The organism is Pseudomonas sp. LBUM1663, from assembly GCF_059695905.1.
This window is the reverse complement of sequence record NZ_CP166792.1, coordinates 1,482,787-1,502,760: the sequence shown is the minus strand read 5'-3', so window position 1 is coordinate 1,502,760 and position 19,974 is coordinate 1,482,787. Positions and strand designations below refer to the sequence as shown.

General features: G+C 57.3%; 14 protein-coding genes, 1 tRNA gene and 1 pseudogene. All 16 read left to right on the top strand.

The window, feature by feature from the left end; translation table 11 throughout:
- Positions 1-4: 4 nt before the first annotated feature.
- The 16 genes and pseudogenes from ACA075_RS06725 (at position 5) to ACA075_RS06650 (ending at position 19,970) form a co-directional block, all read left to right on the top strand.
- A complete protein-coding gene (locus ACA075_RS06725; RefSeq protein WP_497297815.1) occupies positions 5-820 on the top strand; it encodes an ABC transporter permease in 816 nt (271 codons plus the stop codon).
- Positions 817-1,605, top strand: a complete 789-nt coding sequence (locus tag ACA075_RS06720) for an ABC transporter ATP-binding protein (protein WP_497297814.1) — start codon at positions 817-819, stop codon at positions 1,603-1,605. Before ACA075_RS06725 ends, ACA075_RS06720 begins: the two co-directional genes overlap by 4 nt.
- 13 nt (positions 1,606-1,618) lie before the next feature.
- Positions 1,619-2,344: an urea amidolyase associated protein UAAP1 gene (locus ACA075_RS06715; protein ID WP_497297813.1), complete on the top strand. Its 726-nt coding sequence runs from the start codon at positions 1,619-1,621 to the stop codon at positions 2,342-2,344.
- An 11-nt stretch (positions 2,345-2,355) separates the two neighbouring features.
- On the top strand, positions 2,356-2,997 hold the full coding sequence (locus tag ACA075_RS06710) for an urea amidolyase associated protein UAAP2 (RefSeq protein WP_497297812.1): 642 nt from the start codon (positions 2,356-2,358) through the stop codon (positions 2,995-2,997).
- A 336-nt stretch (positions 2,998-3,333) separates the two neighbouring features.
- A complete protein-coding gene (gene uca, locus ACA075_RS06705) occupies positions 3,334-6,963 on the top strand; it encodes an urea carboxylase (protein ID WP_497299206.1) in 3,630 nt (1,209 codons plus the stop codon).
- A 25-nt stretch (positions 6,964-6,988) separates the two neighbouring features.
- Positions 6,989-8,761: an allophanate hydrolase gene (gene atzF, locus ACA075_RS06700; RefSeq protein ID WP_497297811.1), complete on the top strand. Its 1,773-nt coding sequence runs from the start codon at positions 6,989-6,991 to the stop codon at positions 8,759-8,761.
- Between the two features lie 219 nt (positions 8,762-8,980).
- Positions 8,981-10,468: a sensor domain-containing diguanylate cyclase gene (locus tag ACA075_RS06695; RefSeq protein ID WP_497297810.1), complete on the top strand. Its 1,488-nt coding sequence runs from the start codon at positions 8,981-8,983 to the stop codon at positions 10,466-10,468.
- A 6-nt stretch (positions 10,469-10,474) separates the two neighbouring features.
- The gene (locus tag ACA075_RS06690) at positions 10,475-10,669 is read left to right on the top strand and encodes a cysteine-rich CWC family protein (protein WP_497297809.1); all 195 of its coding nucleotides are present in this window, start codon (positions 10,475-10,477) and stop codon (positions 10,667-10,669) included.
- A 56-nt stretch (positions 10,670-10,725) separates the two neighbouring features.
- A complete protein-coding gene (locus tag ACA075_RS06685; RefSeq protein ID WP_497297808.1) occupies positions 10,726-11,418 on the top strand; it encodes a pseudouridine synthase in 693 nt (230 codons plus the stop codon).
- A 313-nt stretch (positions 11,419-11,731) separates the two neighbouring features.
- Positions 11,732-12,616: an alpha/beta fold hydrolase gene (locus tag ACA075_RS06680; RefSeq protein ID WP_497297807.1), complete on the top strand. Its 885-nt coding sequence runs from the start codon at positions 11,732-11,734 to the stop codon at positions 12,614-12,616.
- A 181-nt stretch (positions 12,617-12,797) separates the two neighbouring features.
- Positions 12,798-12,871, top strand: a tRNA-Gly gene (locus tag ACA075_RS06675).
- Between the two features lie 581 nt (positions 12,872-13,452).
- Positions 13,453-13,682 (top strand): annotated as a pseudogene (locus tag ACA075_RS06670) (hypothetical protein).
- A 312-nt stretch (positions 13,683-13,994) separates the two neighbouring features.
- Positions 13,995-15,668 (top strand): hypothetical protein, encoded by a 1,674-nt coding sequence (locus tag ACA075_RS06665; protein WP_497297806.1) that lies wholly within the window; start codon positions 13,995-13,997, stop codon positions 15,666-15,668.
- Between the two features lie 89 nt (positions 15,669-15,757).
- Entirely contained in the window at positions 15,758-16,669 is a 912-nt protein-coding gene (locus ACA075_RS06660; protein ID WP_497297804.1) for an endonuclease/exonuclease/phosphatase family protein, read from the top strand.
- Positions 16,669-17,559: a hypothetical protein gene (locus tag ACA075_RS06655; RefSeq protein WP_497297803.1), complete on the top strand. Its 891-nt coding sequence runs from the start codon at positions 16,669-16,671 to the stop codon at positions 17,557-17,559. The genes ACA075_RS06660 and ACA075_RS06655 overlap by 1 nt, the downstream gene beginning before the upstream one ends.
- 557 nt (positions 17,560-18,116) lie before the next feature.
- Positions 18,117-19,970, top strand: a complete 1,854-nt coding sequence (locus tag ACA075_RS06650) for a PAAR domain-containing protein (protein ID WP_497297801.1) — start codon at positions 18,117-18,119, stop codon at positions 19,968-19,970.
- The last annotated feature ends 4 nt before the right edge of the window (positions 19,971-19,974 follow it).

Below are 19,974 nucleotides of genomic sequence, written 5' to 3'. Positions count from 1 at the left end.
GGCCATGCGCCTGATCAATCGCCACCCGGATCGCCCGAGTCGCCTGCTGTTGGTGATCCTGCCGTTCGCCCTGGTGCTGTTCGCCTACTTCATGGGCTCGGCCGAGCGGCTGATGGACAACCCCAACGACAAGCTGCTGCCGAGCGCCGTGCAGATGACCGACGCGGTGAAACGCCTGGCGTTCACTGCCGACACCCGCACCGGTGAATACCTGTTGTGGCAAGACACCGCATCAAGCCTGCGCCGCCTGGCCATCGGTCTGGGCATCAGTGCGCTGGCCGGGCTGTGCCTGGGCATCGCCGCCGGCACCTTGCCGCTGTTCGGCGCGCCGTTGTCGCCGTTGCTGACGGTGCTGTCGATGGTGCCGCCGCTGGCGATCCTGCCGATTCTGTTCATCGTCTTCGGGCTGGGGGAATTGTCGAAAGTGATGCTGATCGTGATCGGTATCACCCCGTGTCTGGCCCGTGATCTGGAACAGCGCGCCAGGGAGATTCCGGTCGAGTTGCTGATCAAGGCTCAAACCCTCGGTGCTTCGACCTGGACGCTGATGCTGCGCGTGGTGCTGCCACAATTGTTGCCGCGCCTGCTGATCTCGCTGCGGTTGATGCTCGGTTCGGCGTGGCTGTTCCTGATCGCCGCCGAAGCCATCGCTTCTACCGACGGCCTCGGCTACCGGATTTTCCTGGTGCGCCGTTACCTGGCGATGGATGTGATTCTGCCTTACGTGGTGTGGATCACCCTGCTCGCCTGGCTGATGGATTGGGGCCTGAAACGCCTGACCCAACGCGCCTTTCCCTGGTATGAGGGGGCCCGCGCATGAGTTTCATCACCGTCAAAAACGTCTGGCAGCAATACGCCGATCAAGTCGTGCTCGAAGGGCTGAATCTAAACGTCAATGAAGGAGAGTTCTGCACGCTTGTCGGCGCGTCCGGTTGTGGCAAATCGACCTTCCTGCGTCTGTTGCTCGGCCAGGAACGCGCCAGTCGCGGCGAGATTCTGCTGGACGGTCAGGCGCTGGCCGGCGAACCGGACTCAAGCCGTGGCGTGGTGTTCCAGCGTTACTCGGTGTTTGCGCACCTGACCGTGCTGGACAACGTGGCCCTAGGCCTGGAACTGCCACGCTCGCCATTGCTAGGGCGCCTGTTCGGCAGCGCCAAAAAAGAAGCCCGCGAACAGGCCTCGGGGCTGCTGCACAAAGTCGGTCTCGGCCACTCGCTGGACAAGTACCCGGCGCAGCTCTCCGGCGGCATGCAACAACGGCTGGCCATCGCCCAGGCGCTGATCATGAAACCCCGCGTGTTGCTGCTCGACGAACCGTTCGGCGCGCTCGATCCGGGCATCCGCAAAGACATGCACGCCTTGCTGCTGGAGCTGTGGCGCGAGACGCAACTGACGGTGTTCATGGTCACCCATGACCTGTCCGAAGGTTTCAGCCTCGGCACGCGCTTGTTGGTGTTCGACAAGGTCCGCGTCGACCCGCACGCCCCCGGTGCCTATGGCGCACGCATCACCTACGACATCCCTTTGAACAGCGACCGCCGCGCCACTCGCGCCGCCGTCGATGCCTTGCCGATTGAATTGGCAGGCACGCTTCGCACCGCTTAAGAGGATTTTGCCCATGACTGATTCGACTCAACTGTTCCCGCCCTTCGCCGAAGAAATGCTTCCCGGCGGAGGCCATCGTTCCTTCGTGTTGAAACGCGGCCAATTGCTGCGCCTGACCGACCTGCGCGGCGGCGCCAACGTCAGCCTGACGCTGCTCAATGCCAATGAAAAAACCGAACGCCTGAACCTGCCCGACAGCCTTAAATGCCAACACACCGCCAAGCTCACCAGCGGCCATTGCCTCTACTCGGACATGGGCCGTGTGCTCGCCGCCATCACCGCCGACACCTGCGGCTGGAGCGACAGCCTCGGTGGCGTACTCTGCGCTGAAGAAGTCGCGGAAAAATACGGCGCCGGCCGTTATCAGGAACTGCGCAACGGCTTCTTCCGCAACGGCACCGACAACCTGTTGGTGGAATTGGGCAAGTGGGGCTTGGGCCTCTCGGACCTGCTGATGACCCTCAACTTGTTCAGCCGCGTGAACGTCGATGAGGCCGGGCGTTTCCACTTCGTCGAAGGCCATTCAAAGGCTGGCGACTACATCGACTTGTACGCGCCGATGGACACGCTGGTGGTGCTCACCGCGCTGCAACATCCGATGGACCCGTCGCCGGACTACGCGCCCAAACCCCTGAAGCTCAGCTGGATGAACGCCGACGCCAGCGTCGCCGAACACTGCCGCACCTCGCGCCCGGAAAACGAGCGCGGCTTCATCAACACCGACCGTCTGTTCGCCTGAGGATCGCTGCCATGTCACTTGCAATCGTTGCTGCTCAATTGCATCCAGAAGCCGCGGTGTACCGCGCCACCATCCCGGCCGGCGAACCGTGGCTGATGGAGGTCAAGGCCGGCCAGACCCTGCGCATCCTCGACCTGGAAGGCAATCAGGCCGTCGACACTTTGTTCTACAGCGTCGCCAATCCCAAGGAGCGTTACGACGTGCAGCGCACGTTGCGCCGGCAGAACAGCGTCTACCTCAGCACCGGCAGCGTGCTCTATTCCAACCTCGGCAAACCGATGCTGACCATCGTCGCCGACACCTGCGGCCGCCACGACACCCTCGGCGGCGCCTGCGCGCAAGAGAGCAACACCGTGCGCTACGCCTTGGAGAAACGCTACATGCACAGCTGCCGCGACAACTACCTGCGCGCCTGCGTCCACGACGGGCGACTGGGCAAGGGCGACATCGGACCGAACATCAACTTCTTCATGAACGTACCGGTCACTGCCGACGGCGGGCTGACGTTTGAAGACGGCATTTCGGCGCCGGGCAAATACGTCGACCTGCGGGCCGAGATGGACGTGATCGTGCTGATCTCCAACTGCCCGCAACTGAACAACCCGTGCAACGCCTACAACCCGACCCCTGCGGAGCTGCTGGTATGGAACTGAAATTCGCGCGGTTGCGTAAATGGTTGTTCGCCTTGTGCCAGGCGCGTTCAGGCCAGTGCCTCAAACAGCAAGAGCAAGAGCATCGCTAAACCTCGTGGCGAGGGAGCTTGCTCCCGCTGGGTCGCGAAGCGGCCCCAAACCCTGCAACCGCGCTATGTCTGACGTACCGCAGCAGCAGGTTTTGCGACTGCTGCGCAGCCGAGCGGGAGCAAGCTCCCTCGCCACAAAAAGCGTGAATTTTGTTCATCCGGGACGGCCCGGGTGCATTTCGAAAAACTGCGGGACGGCCCGCATCCCAGGTCGAGGCTGATGCGCTATCGCCTCCGGGGTTATGCCATGTTCGAAAAAGTCCTGATTGCCAACCGTGGCGCCATTGCCTGCCGCATCCTGCGTACCCTGCGTGAAGTGCAGGTCAAGGGCGTTGCCGTTTACTCCGAAGCCGATGGCGCGAGCCTGCACATCCTGCAAGCCGATGAAGCCCATAGCCTCGGTGAAGGCGCAGCCGCCGGCACCTATCTGGCGGTCGACAAAATCCTCGCCATCGCCAAAGCCACCGGCGCCACGGCGATTCACCCCGGCTACGGTTTCCTCTCGGAAAACGCTGCGTTCGCCGAAGCCTGCGAAGCCGCCGACATCGCCTTCATCGGCCCGACGCCAGAGCAACTGCGCGTATTCGGCCTCAAGCACACCGCGCGCGCCCTGGCCAAGCAACATGGCGTGCCAATGCTCGAGGGCACCGAACTGCTCGACAGCCTCGACGCGGCGCTGATTGCCGGTGAACAGGTCGGCTACCCGGTGATGCTCAAAAGCACGGCGGGCGGTGGCGGGATCGGCATGCGCGTGTGCCGCAGCGCGGCCGAGTTGAGCGAATCCTTCGAAGCGGTCAAACGCCTCGGCCAGAACAATTTCAGCGACGCTGGCGTGTTCATCGAGAAGTACATCCAGCGCGCCCGTCATCTGGAAGTCCAGGTGTTCGGCGACGGTCGCGGCGAAGTCATCGCCCTCGGCGTTCGCGACTGCTCGGTGCAGCGCCGCAATCAGAAAGTCCTCGAAGAAACCCCGGCGCCGAACCTGCCCGACGGCATGGCCGAAGAGCTCTGCGCGGCGGCGATCAAACTGGCGAAAGCGGTGAATTACCGCAGCGCCGGCACCGTGGAATTCGTCTTCGACAGCGAGGCTCAGCGCTTCTACTTTCTCGAAGTGAACACCCGTTTGCAGGTGGAGCACGGCGTCACCGAACAAGTGTGGGGCGTGGACCTGGTGCGCTGGATGGTGGAACTGGCGGCCGGTGATTTACCGCCATTGAGCGACTTGAGTCATGGCTTGAACGCCGACGGTCATGCGATTCAGGCACGGCTCTACGCCGAAGATCCGGGCCGTGATTTTCAGCCGAGCCCGGGATTGCTGACCGCCGTGAACTTCCCTGTTGCCGACGGCAAACAATTGCGTATCGACACCTGGGTCGAAGCCGGTTGCGAGATCCCGCCGTACTTCGACCCGATGATCGCCAAGGTCATCAGCTGGGCGGCGACCCGTGAAGAGGCCGCTGCGGATCTGCATCAGGCGTTGGGCGACAGCCTGCTGTATGGCGTGGAAACCAACCGCGATTACCTGCGGCAAATTCTGCTCGATGCGCCGTTCGCCAGCGGCCAGCCGTGGACCCGTTGCCTGGAAGACCTGGTGTATCAGGCCAACACCTTTGAAGTGCTCAGCGCCGGTACTCAGACCAGCGTTCAGGACTATCCCGGCCGTCTCGGTTACTGGGCGGTGGGCGTGCCGCCGTCAGGGCCGATGGACAGTCGAGCGTTGCGGCTCGGTAATCTTCTGCTGGGTAATGACGAAGGCGCCGCAGCACTGGAAATCACCATGAGCGGGCCGTTGCTGCGTTTCAATTGCGATGCCGTGGTGGCGGTCACCGGGGCCGTCATTCCACTGACGTTGAACGGTGAAACCGTAGCGATGAACACCGCGTTGCTGATTCCAGCCGGCGCCACGTTAAGCCTCGGCACGATTGGCGGTGCCGGCGCTCGCAGCTATCTGAGCCTGCGCGGCGGCCTGCAGGTGCCGGATTATCTGGGCAGCAAAAGTACGTTCACCCTTGGACAGTTTGGTGGGCATGGTGGTCGTGCATTGCGGGCGGGTGATGTGTTGCATGTGCCTGCCTTGATCGACCGCAGCGTCGGTCAGCAACTGAGCCACGTCACCGGGTTACCCACAGTGCGGCAGATCCGGGTGATCTACGGCCCTCACGGTGCACCGGAATATTTCACCGAAAACTACATCGGCACCTTCTTCGCGACCCAGTGGGAAGTGCACTTCAACTCCAGCCGCACGGGCGTGCGACTGATCGGGCCGAAGCCTGAATGGGTGCGGGCCGATGGGGGTGAAGCGGGGCTGCATCCGTCGAACATCCATGACAATCCGTATGCCATCGGCGCGGTGGATTTCACCGGGGACATGCCGGTGATCCTGGGGCCGGATGGTCCGAGTCTGGGCGGGTTCGTTTGCCCGGTGACGGTGATCGAGGCGGATCTTTGGCAGCTTGGGCAGCTGAAGGCCGGCGACAAAGTCCAGTTCCTCCCGGTCGATCTAAAAACCGCCCGAAATCTCGCCTTGAAATGGAATACCCCTTGTGGGAGCTGGCCTGCCAGCGATGGGGACCAACCAGACACCGCATCAACTTCATCGCTGGCAGGCCAGCTCCTACAGGGTCTTTTGTCGCCTGTGGTGTTGGATTTGGGTCAGGGAGATACGCGGCTGGTTGCCAGGTTGTCGGGGGATACGCACCTGCTCCTCGAGATTGGCGCACCTGAACTGGACCTGGTCCTGCGCTTCCGCGCACACGCCCTGATGCAAGCCCTGGAAAGCAAAACCCTGCATGGCGTCATCGACCTCACCCCCGGCATCCGCTCGCTGCAAGTGCACTACCAGCCCGAGCAACTGCCGCTGGCCGATCTGCTCGGCATTGTCGCCGGTGAATGGGACGCCGTGTGCGCCGCCAAGGACCTGCAAGTGCCCTCACGCATCGTGCATTTGCCGCTGTCCTGGGACGACCCGGCCTGTCAGTTGGCAATCGAGAAATACATGACCACCGTGCGCAAGGACGCACCGTGGTGCCCGAGCAATCTGGAGTTCATCCGCCGCATCAATGACCTGCCCAACCTCGACGAAGTGCAGCGCACGGTCTTTGATGCAAGCTATCTGGTGATGGGCCTTGGCGATGTTTACCTCGGCGCACCCGTCGCCACCCCGCTCGATCCGCGCCATCGCCTGGTCACCACCAAGTACAACCCCGCGCGCACCTGGACGGCGGAAAACTCGGTGGGCATCGGTGGCGCCTACATGTGCGTGTACGGCATGGAAGGCCCTGGCGGTTATCAGTTTGTCGGTCGCACGTTGCAGATGTGGAACCGTTATCGCGAGGTCGCCGCGTTCGGCGGCAAACCGTGGCTGCTACGCTTTTTCGATCAGATTCGTTTCTACCCGGTGAGCGCCGAGGAACTGCTGCGCATCCGCCGGGACTTCCCGCTCGGGCGCTTCGATCTGAATATCGAGCACAGCCAGTTGAACCTCGCGGATTACCAGGCCTTCCTGGCAAAAGAAGCCGAGACCATCGACGCGTTTCGCGATCAGCAAAAAGGCGCATTCAACGCCGAGCGCGAGCGCTGGATCGCCAGCGGCCAGGCGCATTTCGACAGCGAGGAACCGGCCCCCGAAGCCACCGAAGACGCACCGCTCGCCAGCAATGAAATGAGCGTCGACAGCCACATCGCCGGCAACCTTTGGCAGGTTCAGGTTGAGACCGGCCGCCGGGTCGCCGCCGGTGATGTGCTGGTGATTCTGGAGTCGATGAAGATGGAAATTCCGCTGCTCGCGCCCATGGCCGGCGTGGTGCGCGAGGTCCGCGTGCAACCGGGTTCGGCGGTGCGCGCCGGACAGCGCGTCGTGGTGCTGGAACTCGACTGAACCCATTTGAAAAAGGACTAGTGCCATGAACATCAATCTACAACTCGACGCCCTGCGCAGCGCTTATCGCATCGGCAACATCACGCCCCGTGAACTGCTGCTGAGCTTGCGCGATAAAGCCGCGGCGTTGAACCCGGACTATCACCTGTTCATCCACTTGCTCAGTGTCGAAGAACTGGAACCGTACCTCGCCGCGCTCGACGGCCGCGACCTCGATAGCCTGCCGTTGTACGGCGTGCCGTTTGCGATCAAGGACAACATCGACCTGGCGGGCATTCCCACCACGGCGGCGTGCCATGATTTTGCTTATGTGCCGCAGCGTTCGGCGACCATCGTCGAGCAGTTGCTGGCGCTGGGCGCGATTCCGCTGGGCAAGACCAATCTTGATCAGTTCGCGACCGGGCTGAACGGTAGCCGCTCGCCTTATGGCGCGTGCCCGAACAGCGTATTGCCGGAGTATCCGTCGGGCGGTTCCAGCGCTGGATCTTCGCTGGCGGTGGCGCTGGGCGTGACGAGTTTTTCGTTGGGCACGGACACGGCAGGATCGGGACGGGTGCCGGCGGCACTGAACAATCTGGTCGGATTGAAAGCCACCAAAGGGCTGATCTCCACGGCCGGTGTGGTGCCGGCCTGTCGCACGCTCGATTGCGTGACGACATTCACCGCGACGGCCCGGGAGGCCAGTCAGTTGCTGGCGCTGACCGCGCACCTCGACCCGCGAGATGAATACAGCCGCAGCAACCCGTTGTGGAATGACGGCTCGGCGTTCGGTACACCGCGTCCTTTCCGTTTCGGCGTACCGCGTGCGCAGGACCTGCAATTCTTCGGCTGCCCTGAAGGCCCGTTGTTGTTCGGTGATGCCATCGATCGGCTCAAGGCGCTGGGCGGTGAATCGGTGGAACTGGATCTGTCGCCGTTCCTCGAAGCGGCGCGTTTGCTCTATGAAGGCCCGTGGGTGGCCGAGCGCTACAGTGTGGCCGGCGAGTTGATGGAGCAGAATCCCGAAGCGGTGTTGCCGGTGATTCGCGCGGTGCTGGCCAAGGCGCCGGCGGTCAGCGGCGTGCAGACCTTCCGTGCGCAATATCGACTGCAAGCGTTGAAAGCGCTGTGCGACAAGGCGCTGGAAAATCTTGATTGTGTCGTTACGCCTACCATCGGCCGCCCCGTCACATCGGCGGAACTGGATGCCGAACCGGTCCTGCGTAATTCGGAACTGGGTTACTACACCAACTTCATGAACCTGCTGGATTACGCGGCCGTCGCGGTGCCGAGCGGATTTATGGGCAATGGTTTGCCTTGGGGCGTGACGGTGTTTGGTCGGGCGTTTACCGATCAGTATTTGTTGGGTGTGGCGGATGCTTTGCAGCGCCGTTCGGCTGAGCCTGCGCTGACGACTATCGCCCGTAATGATCGCGCGCGGCTGGTGGTGTGTGGCGCGCATCTGGATGGGTTGGCGTTGAACTGGCAACTGAAGAAACGCGGGGCTCGGATGGTGGAGACGACGTTTAGCTCGCCGGATTATCAGCTGTATGCATTGGCCGGTGGGCCGCCGTTTCGTCCGGGGATGGTGCGGGTGAAGGATGGTGGCGTGGCGATTGCCGTGGAGGTGTGGGAGTTGCCGAGCAGTGAGTTGGGCTCGTTCCTGACCGGGATTCCGGCGCCGCTGGGGTTGGGCAAGGTGCAACTGGCGGACGGGCGTTGGGAGAGCGGGTTTATCTGTGAGGGGTATGGGTTGGAGGGAGCCGCCAATATCAGTCATCTCGGCGGATGGCGTGCGTATCTGAAAACCCTGGCTTAAGGGCGAGAACCTTTGGGAGCGAGCCTGCTCGCGATAGCGGACTGTCAGACAACATAGTTTTGCCTGCTAGACCGCCATCGCGAGCAGGCTCGCTCCCACAAGGTCCGGGTGCAACCTGCATGGAGTGTGGGAACGATCATTCGCGATCAACATGAAGGAGTCATTTTCCCGCAGTGCCATTAGAATGCCTGCCATTGGGTCACTGCCAACGGAATCGTCATGCCGCTTCGCTCGCCGCTGTATTCGCAACGTTCGTTGGTCCTCACGCTTATCGCGTTGCTGGGCGCAGGCTTTCTCGCGACCTCTTTCCTGAGTTACTACGCTTCGCGAGCCTCCATCCGTGACAGCATCGTCAATACCGAACTGCCGCTGACCTCGGACACGGTCTACTCGGAAATACAGAAAGACCTCGTCAGACCGATCCTGATTTCCTCGATGATGTCCCGCGACACCTTCATGCGTGACTGGGTGGTAAGCGGCGAGCAAGACCCCGAGAAAATGACCCGCTACCTCAACGAGGTCATGACCCACTACGGCGCCTACACGGCATTTTTTGTCTCCAATACCAGCCTCACCTACTACCACGCCAAAGGCGTCCTCAAACAGGTCAAGTCCACGGAACCGCGCGATGCCTGGTATTTCCGCGTCCGCGACATGGCCGATCCCTACGAGATCAATGTCGACCCGGATCTTGCCAACAAGGACAACCTGACCTTCTTCATCAACTACAAGGTCTACGACTACAACAACCGATTCATCGGCGCCGCCGGCGTTGGCCTGACGGTCGATGCGGTGATCAAGCTGATCGACAAATACCAGCAGCGTTACCAGCGCAGCGTGTACTTCGTCGACAATTTCGGCCGCCTGGTGCTGACCGGCGCCGAGGGCGGCCCGCAAGGCGCGCACATCGGCCAGAAGCTCGGCGAACTCGACAACATGAAGGGCCTGGTCAGCCAACTGCCAAAACCCCACAGCGGCAGCTACGAATATTCCGTCCAGGGCCAGGGCCATTTCCTCAACGTGCGGTTCATTCCCGAACTGAACTGGTACCTGTTTGTCGACAAGCGCGAAGACAGCGCCCTCAGTGAAATCCGCCAGTCGCTGTACCTCAACCTGCTGATCTGCCTGCTCGTCACGCTGATCGTGCTGGCCCTGCTCAACCGCGTGATCAAGCGCTACCAGGGCAAGATCCAGGCGCAAGCGACGCTCGACAGCCTCACCGAACTGCCGAATCGTCGTGGTTTCGACCTGTTGGCGGCGCAAGCCATGCTCGAAGCCGAGCGCGAGCCCAAGCCACTGACCGCGTTGTTGCTGGATCTGGACCACTTCAAGGTCTTGAACGACACCTACGGTCATCTGGCCGGCGATCAGGTGCTGATCGGCTTCGCACGGGATCTGGAGAGTTGCCTGCGGCATTCCGACATCGTCTGCCGCTGGGGTGGTGAAGAGTTCATCGTGCTGCTCAAGGACACCGATGGTGAGACCGGTCTGATGATCGCCGAGAAAATTCGTCAACATGTCGAACAGCAGCGTTATGCCTACGACGGCAAGGAACTGCAGCTGACAGTCAGCATCGGCCTTACCACCTTGCAGGTCGATGAAACCTTGCACACCCTGCTGTCTCGGGCCGATCATGCAATGTACCGGGCCAAACAGGCCGGCCGTAACCGAACCTGCGTGGAAATGCCTCACTCCCGTTATGAATAGTCCTGCATGAACAAGCCTGACCAATGCCCCGCCTGCGGCGCCTCCAACGACTGCACCCTGGCCGACCCGCGCACCGTCGATCAGGCGTGCTGGTGCTTTGGCGTCAGTATCGACCCGGCGGTGCTTGAAGCGCTGTCAGCCGAACTGCGCGACAAGTCCTGCTTGTGCCCGCGTTGTGCCGAAGTCGAGGCGCAGTTGTAAGCAACCGCCCGGCTGATCACGTAACATACCCGCCCCTTTTCCACTGAACCCCAGCCATGCGCGTTGACCGTTTCCTCAGCAACCTGCCGCGCTTCAACCGTAAGCAGGTGCGCCTGTTGCTGGTGGAAAAGCGCGTTCGGATCGACGGAAAAATCGTCAGCGACCCGCATGCCGAAGTGCTTGAGTTCAGCCGCGTCGAGGTCGACGAGGAAGTCCTGCAAGTCGGCAAGCCCGCTCGCTACTTCATGCTGCACAAACCGCCCGGCTGCATCAGCGCCACCCGCGACCCGGAGCACCCGACCGTGCTCGACCTGATCCATGAGCCGGACCGCGATGACCTGCACATCGCCGGTCGCCTGGATTTCAACACCACCGGCCTGATGCTGATCACCAACGACGGCAGCTGGTCGCGGCGCCTGACCCAACCGCAGACCAAACTGCCGAAGGTCTATTACGTCGAGACCGAGCAGGAGATTGGCCCGCAATACGCATTGAAATTTGCCGAGGGTCTGTACTTCGCGTTCGAAGACCTCACCACGCAACCGGCCGAGCTGATCGTGATCGGGCCGAAAGCGGCGCGGCTGAGCATCGTCGAGGGTCGGTATCACCAGGTGAAGCGGATGTTCGGCCACTTCGACAACAAAGTGTTGCGCCTGCACCGCGAAAGCATGGGTCCGCTGGTGCTCGATAACGCGCTAAAACCGGGCGAGTACCGAGCATTGCGCACCGAAGAGATCCATTTGATCTAAGCAGCCTACCGCTCAGCAGAAGTTGTCGAACAATTTACGAATGACACTTGCGCGAAGACGTGACCCCTGCTTGAATCAGGACGTCGGCCGAAATGTGACCGACGAGTCACAACATACTTCTAAGAAACTTTTTGCCGGTTAGAGAACCCTCAGGTTCCGCCTCAGATCGGCAGACTGCCCGCCAATAAAAATACCCGTCGACCGGACTGCATTGGATCGACATGGGCCTCCAAATTCAAGGCGTATGCCTACCTGTCACAAAGCTCGTGCAATCTCATTTGCGCGCATACCCGCTTGCTTGGAGTCTGATGACATGAGGCCAGAAATCGCTGTGCTGGATATACAGGGTCAGTATCGGGTTTACACGGAGTTCTATCGCGCAGACGCCGCAGAGAAGACCATCATCCTGGTCAACGGCTCGATGGCCACGACTGCGTCGTTTGCACAAACTGTGAAAAACCTTCACCCGCAGTTCAATGTGGTTTGCTACGACCAGCCCTACGCGGGCAAGTCAAAAGCGCACAACCTGCATGAGAAATTGCTGACCAAGGAAGTCGAAGGGCAGATCCTCCTGGAGCTGATCGACCACTTCGCCGCCGAACACGTGCTGTCGTTTTCCTGGGGTGGCGCCGCGACCCTGGTCGCCCTGGCCCACCAGCCACGGCGCATCGAAAAAGCCGTGATCAGCTCGTTCTCACCGGAGATCAACGCGCACATGCTCGATTACCTCGAGCGCGGCATTGATTACCTCGGCAGTCGGGATGGGGATCGGGTCGGCAACCTGGTGAACAGCACCATCGGCAAACACCTGCCGACGCTGTTCAAGCGCTTCAACTATCGCCACGTCAGCTCCCTGGCCGAGCATGAATACGGGCAGATGCACTTCCACATCAGCGACCTGCTGCACAGTGATCGCCAGTGCTTCCTGAAGGCTGCGGAGAAAATCAACGTGCCGGTGCTGTTCATGAATGGCGAATGGGACGAATACACCGCCGCCGATGGCGCCCGGTTGTTCGCCAACCACGTGCAAAACGCCACCTTCAGTACCTTGCAGGCCACCGGCCACTTTCTCGACATGGAGCACAAAGCCGCCTGCCGAGACAGCCGCGACGCACTGCTGGGCTTCCTGAAACCGGCGCAACACGCCAGCCGACCGCGTTACCACTACGTCCAGGACCACCATGCATTGGCCATCTGAAACTGAGTCATCGCGAGCGAGCTTCGCCCTACAGTGTTGAACGCATTCCTGTAAGCGCGAGGCTTGCCCGCGAATGACCGTCATGCGGTCTGATGTATTGCTTCACCTGCGCTAAAGCTGTCCAGCGCAAAGAAAAACTTCATTTCCACGCGCACATCTGGTACAAAGTCAGCCGCTCTGAGCGGGTGTCGTATAATGGCATTACTCCAGCTTCCCAAGCTGATAACGAGGGTTCGATTCCCTTCACCCGCTCCACTACTTTCAAGGCCTCCAGCGCAGTCCACGGACATCCAATCGCGCCTGGTGACAGTTTCAGTGACAGTTTCTAAGAATCCACCGCCCCCCATGCTAGCGAACCAGCCACATGGTAGGAGCGTGAGAGCCTCGCCCGTCAGATAGCCTCCCCTACCGGATAGAATCGATTTTCCGGTTGAGGTTTGAAGTGACTATTAAAGCTATTTTATTTTCTTTTCTCTTCTACAGCCCAGACAGAACAAGGCTTTCAGAGCTTTCAACAATCCTCTTTTTCGGGTCACCCCAGCTATTTCTTGGGCTATCAGGAAAGCTATTTACCGAAACCTTTTAAGCAATTGATTTATAAGGGTTTTGAATTTAGTTACCTTTTTAAATAGCCCACCTGACCGCCTGATCGCCACCTCTCAACGCCATGTGCTACGCGGGCTGCAGAGCATTTATTGCTCGGTATCGCGCAGGGTGGCGAAAAATAGCCATTTTAAACACGCCCCCGATTTCACATCGCCCAGACGCCGACTCGGCTCCCAGTCCCGCGCACTGTCGCTGCTATGCTTGAATTTTTTCGAAAGGAGTCGGCAACCATCGCAAGCGAATATTCACTGGCGGATGTTCTGGAACGTATTTGCCAGAATCAATTGGCCCCGGAAGCAGCAGTGATGGAGCTGACGCTGTGGGCAGAGCAGCAAAATGCGGTCGAGATGGGCGGTAACGTACGGGGGCGCTTTACACCATTGGTGAAAACGCAGGTCATATCAAACAAGGCTTGGCCCGTCTGAGCCAATTCCCACCAGATCGGCGCGAGACCGATTAAACGAGGGGTAATAGTTCGCCCAGCCAGCTGCATCAGGTAATGCGGAGTTGATTTCCTATCAACCTACCCAATCAACGATTACTAATCGAGCCCAGCTATTACGTGGTATCCCGTGATATTTTCAGCGTTATTCTGAATAAATTGCCTAGCGCCGTGGGCACTATGTGGACACTCGATGCCTCGACCGCCATTCGATGATGGATTGGCCGTAAGCTCGCCATCCAGTTAAAGCTGGATATTGATTAACACTCTCCCCGCACTCGGGATATCGTTAACGTCAGCTTGAAAAAAAGGACTGCCAGGGAGTTCGGGGTGAAAAATCATACTGAAGAAGAAATTCAGGATCTGACCGACCGCGTTTTTTTGATCAAAGAAAAGCTTGATGCGGGCAAGCTTCATATTGCAGCCCACCTGGTCGATGGTTTCCGAGCCAGCCTGGAAGCAATCAGGCTCCGACCGGACGGACGTGTTGACCCCGCTACTGTAGATGGACGAATACGAGCAACATCCCAGGCCATCATGGGGATGAAACAGAGAGAAGACGCTAAAAAGGCGGTAAGCCTTGCGCAAACTCAAACTGTATATTTTGATTTCTTGTTCACCCATTTCGGCTTTCTTTACAAAAAAATGATTGAGGCTAAGGCCAACCCCACGCAGGTCGCGAATGCAATGGCTCGAGATTCGGACTTTTGCGAGCACCTCAGAGATGTGTTCCCGGAGCTGACTGGAACCGTTCACGAGTTTTGGAATTCTGTCGCCGACTCGGCGACTTATCATCTTCAGGACGGTCCTCAACTAAAAGCTGCATTTGCCGGAGACATTTTCCCCGCCCATTGGGAAAATGCGGTTTCCACCGCAGGCCTTTACGTAGACACCATCGTCCTACCTTGCCCGTTTTCTCGAATTGCACCGCTTGAAAAGGTAATGAATCCACGCGACCTGGTCGCCATCCTGTTAAAGCATGTGCTTACGGCCATGACCTACAGAGATTTGGCGACCGCGGATATTGACCCACCGCTAGTGCTTATTGCTCCAGATCCAAGGGATCTAGGCGAAGAAAACAAGATCATCCTCACGCAAGGAAGCGAGATCTTGAGTTGCAGACACGCCGAATATCTGTTTGGCCGCCCATTTGAATCATTGGATCAATTAGCCGAATTTTGCGGAGAACTGACAACAACTGATCAGGTTCTTGCCGAGCTAACGGGTAAAGATCGCCTTATCTTTGATAGTGATTGGGAGCGCAATCCAAGAATCCAATTAGAACGAGCTATGAAGTCTCCTGCGCATCAAATGCTTCATGAAGGCGTGGCAGGAAATACTGTTTTTACTGCTTGCACTGGCCGAATGCCGCAAGCTTTTGCCACGCAAGCAAATTCACAACGCGTAGGCGGTACCCCGTTGATCTGCGCAGAAACCTCCTGGCTGTACTACACGTGGATGTTGGAATACCAAGGTGCGGCAGTTGTCGACGACCCTCAGCTGCGCCAAACCATGCATGTCAGCAGGGCTTTAACCTCAGAGATGGGAAAAAATCTGGAATGGCTTGGAAATGTTCCACCAGAGACTGTATTAGCGATCCGTAAACAGGGGCTCGCCGAAGAGGTAAGGTCTATTCTTGGGAACGGAATCTCAGAACTGATCGGCATTAACCCTCATAACTACTTTAGAACAGCTGACCAAGTAGTTGAAAATCTGGAGCGAGCTTTTCGAGAGCACCAAAAAGCACTATCTGAGGCGAAACAGAAGAAACTCAAATTTTATGGTATTGATGTTCCAGCATGCCTGGCTGTTGGTGGGGTAGCCGTAGCGGCAGCTTGGATCGGTAGCCCCGCATTGGGAGTGGCATCCGGATTGCTAGGGGTCGCGGGGTTGCCAAACTTGAAGGATATTAAGTCGAAATTCTCTGCAGTAGCTGAAGAAGATCATGCGCGAAAAGTATCCCCTACAGGTCTTCTCTTCCGACACAGTCGGCGCAGAACATAGATCTTAGGATTTGGGGCAATAGGTTGATTCACAACGATTCTGAAGGCCGTGGGTAGATAGTCTGAAGGGGATAGGAGTATAAAAAGGTCATGGATCTAAAAATCGCATGGTGGAATTGCCATTTGTCAGCACCCGCAACCCAAGCTAAACCCGGCGAAGTTACGACGGATTTCGTTACGGTAATTCTCAGCATGTTGGATTCTGGCGTCGATCTTCTTTGCCTTTGCGAAGTCAATGAAGACAACTGCCTTGAACTAAAACGTCAGATCCTTGCCGCCGCATTAATAGATTCAAAATATGCGCCCTATACTGTCCGATCTCTCTATTCAAAAGACGGAAATAGAATTGATGACTATGGAATCGTTTATAGGCAAGACAAACTAGCTTCAGCGAATGAAGTCGTGGATCTCAACGCCAAATCGGATGTAACTGCAAAGCATCTCAAGGTAGGCCGAAAATTGAGATTCAAGCTGGAAGGCACTATAGATATTTGGGTAATTTTATGCCACTGGCAGAGCTTGCGCACATACTCTGAAGACTCGCACATCAGAACTGAGATTGCCTCAGAGCTCAGAGGATATGTTAGGGACATATATGATGACGATCCTAATGCGTTGATTGTCATTTGCGGCGACTTCAACGACGAGCCGTTCAGCAGATCAATTCAGATGGCACTGAAAGCGAGCAGGGATATCAGTTACGTGATGGCCCGTAGCGATGCGCTATTTAATCCTTTCTGGCGATTAGTCGGAATGACCGACCTGGTAACAGGTACCCACTTGCCAGCGGGAACCTGCGTCAGTACTGACGCTCAGCACATGACGAACTGGAGGACGTTTGATCAAATCATTCTATCCTCAGGTTTTCTGAAAGATGGCTGGAGTTTCGTAGGAAGCGGCGTTGAAATCATGAGTGCGTTGAACGTCTCAGGCAGTACTTTGAAATGGTCTGATCTCTCTGATCATTATCCTATTACTTGTAATTTGAAGAGGGTTATTTAATGGACTTCCTCAGTTTTGTTAATAAAGGCGTTGAAAAATCCAATAAATCCCTAGCGGCCATCGCTGAAGTCGACACAATTTTCGATACGATTAATGCCGATTTGAAGAGATATACAGCGGGTGAACTAAAACTCGAACGCAGGGTATCTACACTTGCACAAATCGCTTCATTCACCGACGGTCTTTCTGGCGTCGAGGCAGAATACATCAAGCACGATAGAATTATCCTAAACCTTAAGACAAGCAATGGGACGTTCACTGAAGACGTGGCTGGGTGGAAGCAACGCGTTACCGGATATCCCTGCATACTTAAATTTGATGGGCAAGAACTAAGTTGTGGCAATGCTTCACATCTTATGAATGGGATGTCCGAACTCTTGGCTTCAGTGGGATTTGGAAATGCCGTAAATAGATTGACCAATAACGCATTAGAATCTGGGAAGCGGAAAACTGCTGAGACGCCGAAGGCTATCGAAGCGACCCATTTAACCTTAGTGAAAAAACCAAGAGCGAAGCTCCTCGCTGCACCTGTGGCTGCAAAGCCTGCTGCGAAAGTCGCTGCAAAGGCCGCTGCGGCTAAAAGCGCTGCAAAACCTGCTGCTAAAAGCCCTATAAAGCCGAGTGCGCCTAAACCGACTGCAAAGCCTGCTGCTAAAAGCCCTGCAAAGCCTAGTGTGCCTAAACCGACTGCAAAGCCTGCTGCTAAAAGCCCTGCAAAGCCTAGTGCGCCTAAACCCGCTACAAAGCCTGCTGCTAAAAGCCCTGCAAAGCCTAGTGTGCCTAAAACCGCTACCAAACCTGGCAGTAAATCCTCCCCCGCTGCGGAAGCTATAACTGGCAAAGCTAGCCATGAATCTCAGCAAAATGAAGCCGGCAACTTGTCCCATTAGGAAAAAGCTTCGACTAAATTTTTGCAATCTCTATAAATGCTCCGCAACGCTGTAAGGCTTAGCCTGCGGAGCTTTCGCCTTTCCTCGCCCGCCCGGCCAAAGCTACACCATCCACACCGTTGCTACTGTTCCTGCTTTCGAGAACAGCCCCATACAAGCGTTTTCCAACTTTTCGCCCTGCAAAACCGAGGCCTATCGCGCCCTGTCCTTCTTGCCCCCTGAAGAACCGCTGCGCAACCGCCTTTCCTTTCCCGTCAAAACGTTTCACAAAATGAAATGGCCTTTTTCCCGTGAGCGCTGCGGCTGGCTTGGCTTGTAGGATCGTTTTCATCACTTCGGGATTTGCACAAAAAAAGGACACAAAGCCCGTCGGCGGGAGGGGGATAAGTGCTTTTTTCCGATGATTTTTTGTGAACCGGGGAATTTTTCAGACGCTGGTGTTCCAACACCTGGACACGAGCTATTTTCGTAGCCGAGTTTGGGAAACGTCTGATTTTTTTCTACTTATGAGTGTGGGCAAGGTACTGCCTCTATGAAATCTGATATGGAAGTCAAAAATGACTGGCAAGCCTGCTGCACGCAAGACCGATACCGTGAGCTGTCCTCGCTGTGGCGGAACAGCCATCGAGTCAGGATCACCCAATGTATTTTTTGATGGTCTACCCGCTGCCCGGGTAACTGACTGCACCACCTGCGGCAGTATTTTGACCATGGCCGCCATGTCCTCGGTACAGATCAATGGCCAGGCAGCACTGGTCACCGGCTCACAAGGAACGCATGGCGACACCATTACGGGTGGGTCATCGAGCATCATCATCGGCAACAACTTCACACCCGCACCTGTTTCGCCGGTTGGTCCGATGCTCGCGCATCTGATTGAGCCTTCCAGCTACCAACCCCCGGTCACTGTACCTGCGCCTACCCTACCGCCGGCCGTAACTGCTGATGTCTCGGTTTTAGAGGAGGAAGAAGAGGAAGAAGAGCTGGATGATGAAAAACCGGTGGGCATTACTTTACGCATTGGCGTGTTCTTTGATGGCACATTGAACAATGCGAATAACAGCGTGATGGGGCAGCTGTGTGGCGCAACCCACGCCATCAAGCCTGAGGACCTGGACGCCAGTTGCAGACCGTATATGGCTGATCCGGAAAGCAGCTACGCGAACGATACGTCGAACATAAAAAAACTCAGCGATTTGTATTATGTAAGTGAAGAGATTGACGAGTCCTCGCACCAGGGTAGCGTGTCCCAGATGCTTTACGTTGACGGAATAGGTACGTCGACCGGTCAAGCAGACAGCATGTTAGGCGCTAGCATGGGGCGCGGGAAAGCGGGCGTAAGCGGTAAAGTAGAGGATGCTTTCCGTGAAATTGGGAAAAGGATTTTCCGGCTTTTCCAGACCTCCCCAGATTCTAAAATCGTAAGCCTAACTTTTGATGTTTTTGGTTTCAGCCGAGGCGCAGCCGCGGCACGCCACTTTGCCAATGAGGTGGCGCTAGGTCAGCAAGGCCCCTTGGGGCAAACCATCAAGATGTTTCGACGAGCTTTTCACGAAACTTTCAGTGGTGAATACCAACACGATATCAACGTGGGATTTATTGGCTTGTTTGATACTGTGCCGTCAGTAGGTGGCTTGGCCAATCTGGGCTATATACGTAGCCAAACACAACCAGGGCTCAAACTGTACCTCTCTCGCAGTTTGTTTCCCAATGTCGTCCAATTGGCTGCTCGGGATGAAATCCGTGCCAACTTCGCCTTGAATCGAGTAAAACCCGATCACCTGGAAATCACATTGCCCGGTGTCCACTCGGATCTTGGCGGCGGGTACTTTCCTGAATCCGAAGAGAACCTGCTGATCAGCTCGATGCAGGCGCTGGATGTTCCCGTCACGACAGACGTGAAATACACCTCGATCTACCGCGACGCGCAACAGGTGAAGGCGCAGTGGGAAGCCAAAGGCTGGCCATCCGAAATGCTGGAGGTCGTGACTCCCTATGTTCGGGGTTTACCTCCATCTCAACAGGATCGTTTGAACCCTTACAAACGTGTCTATGCGGCGTTGCAGCTCAAGAAATCAGTGCGAGGCGAGCTGTCGCGGGTTTACCTGCGAGTCATGTACGAGTTGGCCAAGCAACGGGGAGTTAAGTTTGAGCACCTTGATAAGCAATATCCAACTTACACCATCCCATCGGAGCTTCAGGCGCTGTGTGACCGCTTCGTCGCGGGTGACTACAGTACAACTCCCGCCGAGGAGCAACTGCTCAAATTGAAGTACATTCACACCTCGGCCAGCTGGAACCCACCGACAATCTTGCAAGGTTCAACACCTCGGACCAGTGCGGGTTTACTCTACTTTAATGCCCCAACCACGGACGGGATTCGCGTACAACATCCCCATGTACCCGACTAGGAGT

Excerpts from the sequence above, each read along its gene's own strand:
- ACA075_RS06725 (WP_497297815.1), top strand. The coding sequence starts at position 5 with ATGCGCCTGATCAATCGCCACCCGGATCGCCCGAGTCGCCTGCTGTTG.
- ACA075_RS06720 (WP_497297814.1), top strand. The coding sequence starts at position 817 with ATGAGTTTCATCACCGTCAAAAACGTCTGGCAGCAATACGCCGATCAA.
- ACA075_RS06715 (WP_497297813.1), top strand. The coding sequence starts at position 1,619 with ATGACTGATTCGACTCAACTGTTCCCGCCCTTCGCCGAAGAAATGCTT.
- ACA075_RS06710 (WP_497297812.1), top strand. The coding sequence starts at position 2,356 with ATGTCACTTGCAATCGTTGCTGCTCAATTGCATCCAGAAGCCGCGGTG.
- uca (WP_497299206.1), top strand. The coding sequence starts at position 3,334 with ATGTTCGAAAAAGTCCTGATTGCCAACCGTGGCGCCATTGCCTGCCGC.
- atzF (WP_497297811.1), top strand. The coding sequence starts at position 6,989 with ATGAACATCAATCTACAACTCGACGCCCTGCGCAGCGCTTATCGCATC.
- ACA075_RS06695 (WP_497297810.1), top strand. The coding sequence starts at position 8,981 with ATGCCGCTTCGCTCGCCGCTGTATTCGCAACGTTCGTTGGTCCTCACG.
- ACA075_RS06690 (WP_497297809.1), top strand. The coding sequence starts at position 10,475 with ATGAACAAGCCTGACCAATGCCCCGCCTGCGGCGCCTCCAACGACTGC.
- ACA075_RS06685 (WP_497297808.1), top strand. The coding sequence starts at position 10,726 with ATGCGCGTTGACCGTTTCCTCAGCAACCTGCCGCGCTTCAACCGTAAG.
- ACA075_RS06680 (WP_497297807.1), top strand. The coding sequence starts at position 11,732 with ATGAGGCCAGAAATCGCTGTGCTGGATATACAGGGTCAGTATCGGGTT.
- ACA075_RS06660 (WP_497297804.1), top strand. The coding sequence starts at position 15,758 with ATGGATCTAAAAATCGCATGGTGGAATTGCCATTTGTCAGCACCCGCA.
- ACA075_RS06655 (WP_497297803.1), top strand. The coding sequence starts at position 16,669 with ATGGACTTCCTCAGTTTTGTTAATAAAGGCGTTGAAAAATCCAATAAA.
- ACA075_RS06650 (WP_497297801.1), top strand. The coding sequence starts at position 18,117 with ATGACTGGCAAGCCTGCTGCACGCAAGACCGATACCGTGAGCTGTCCT.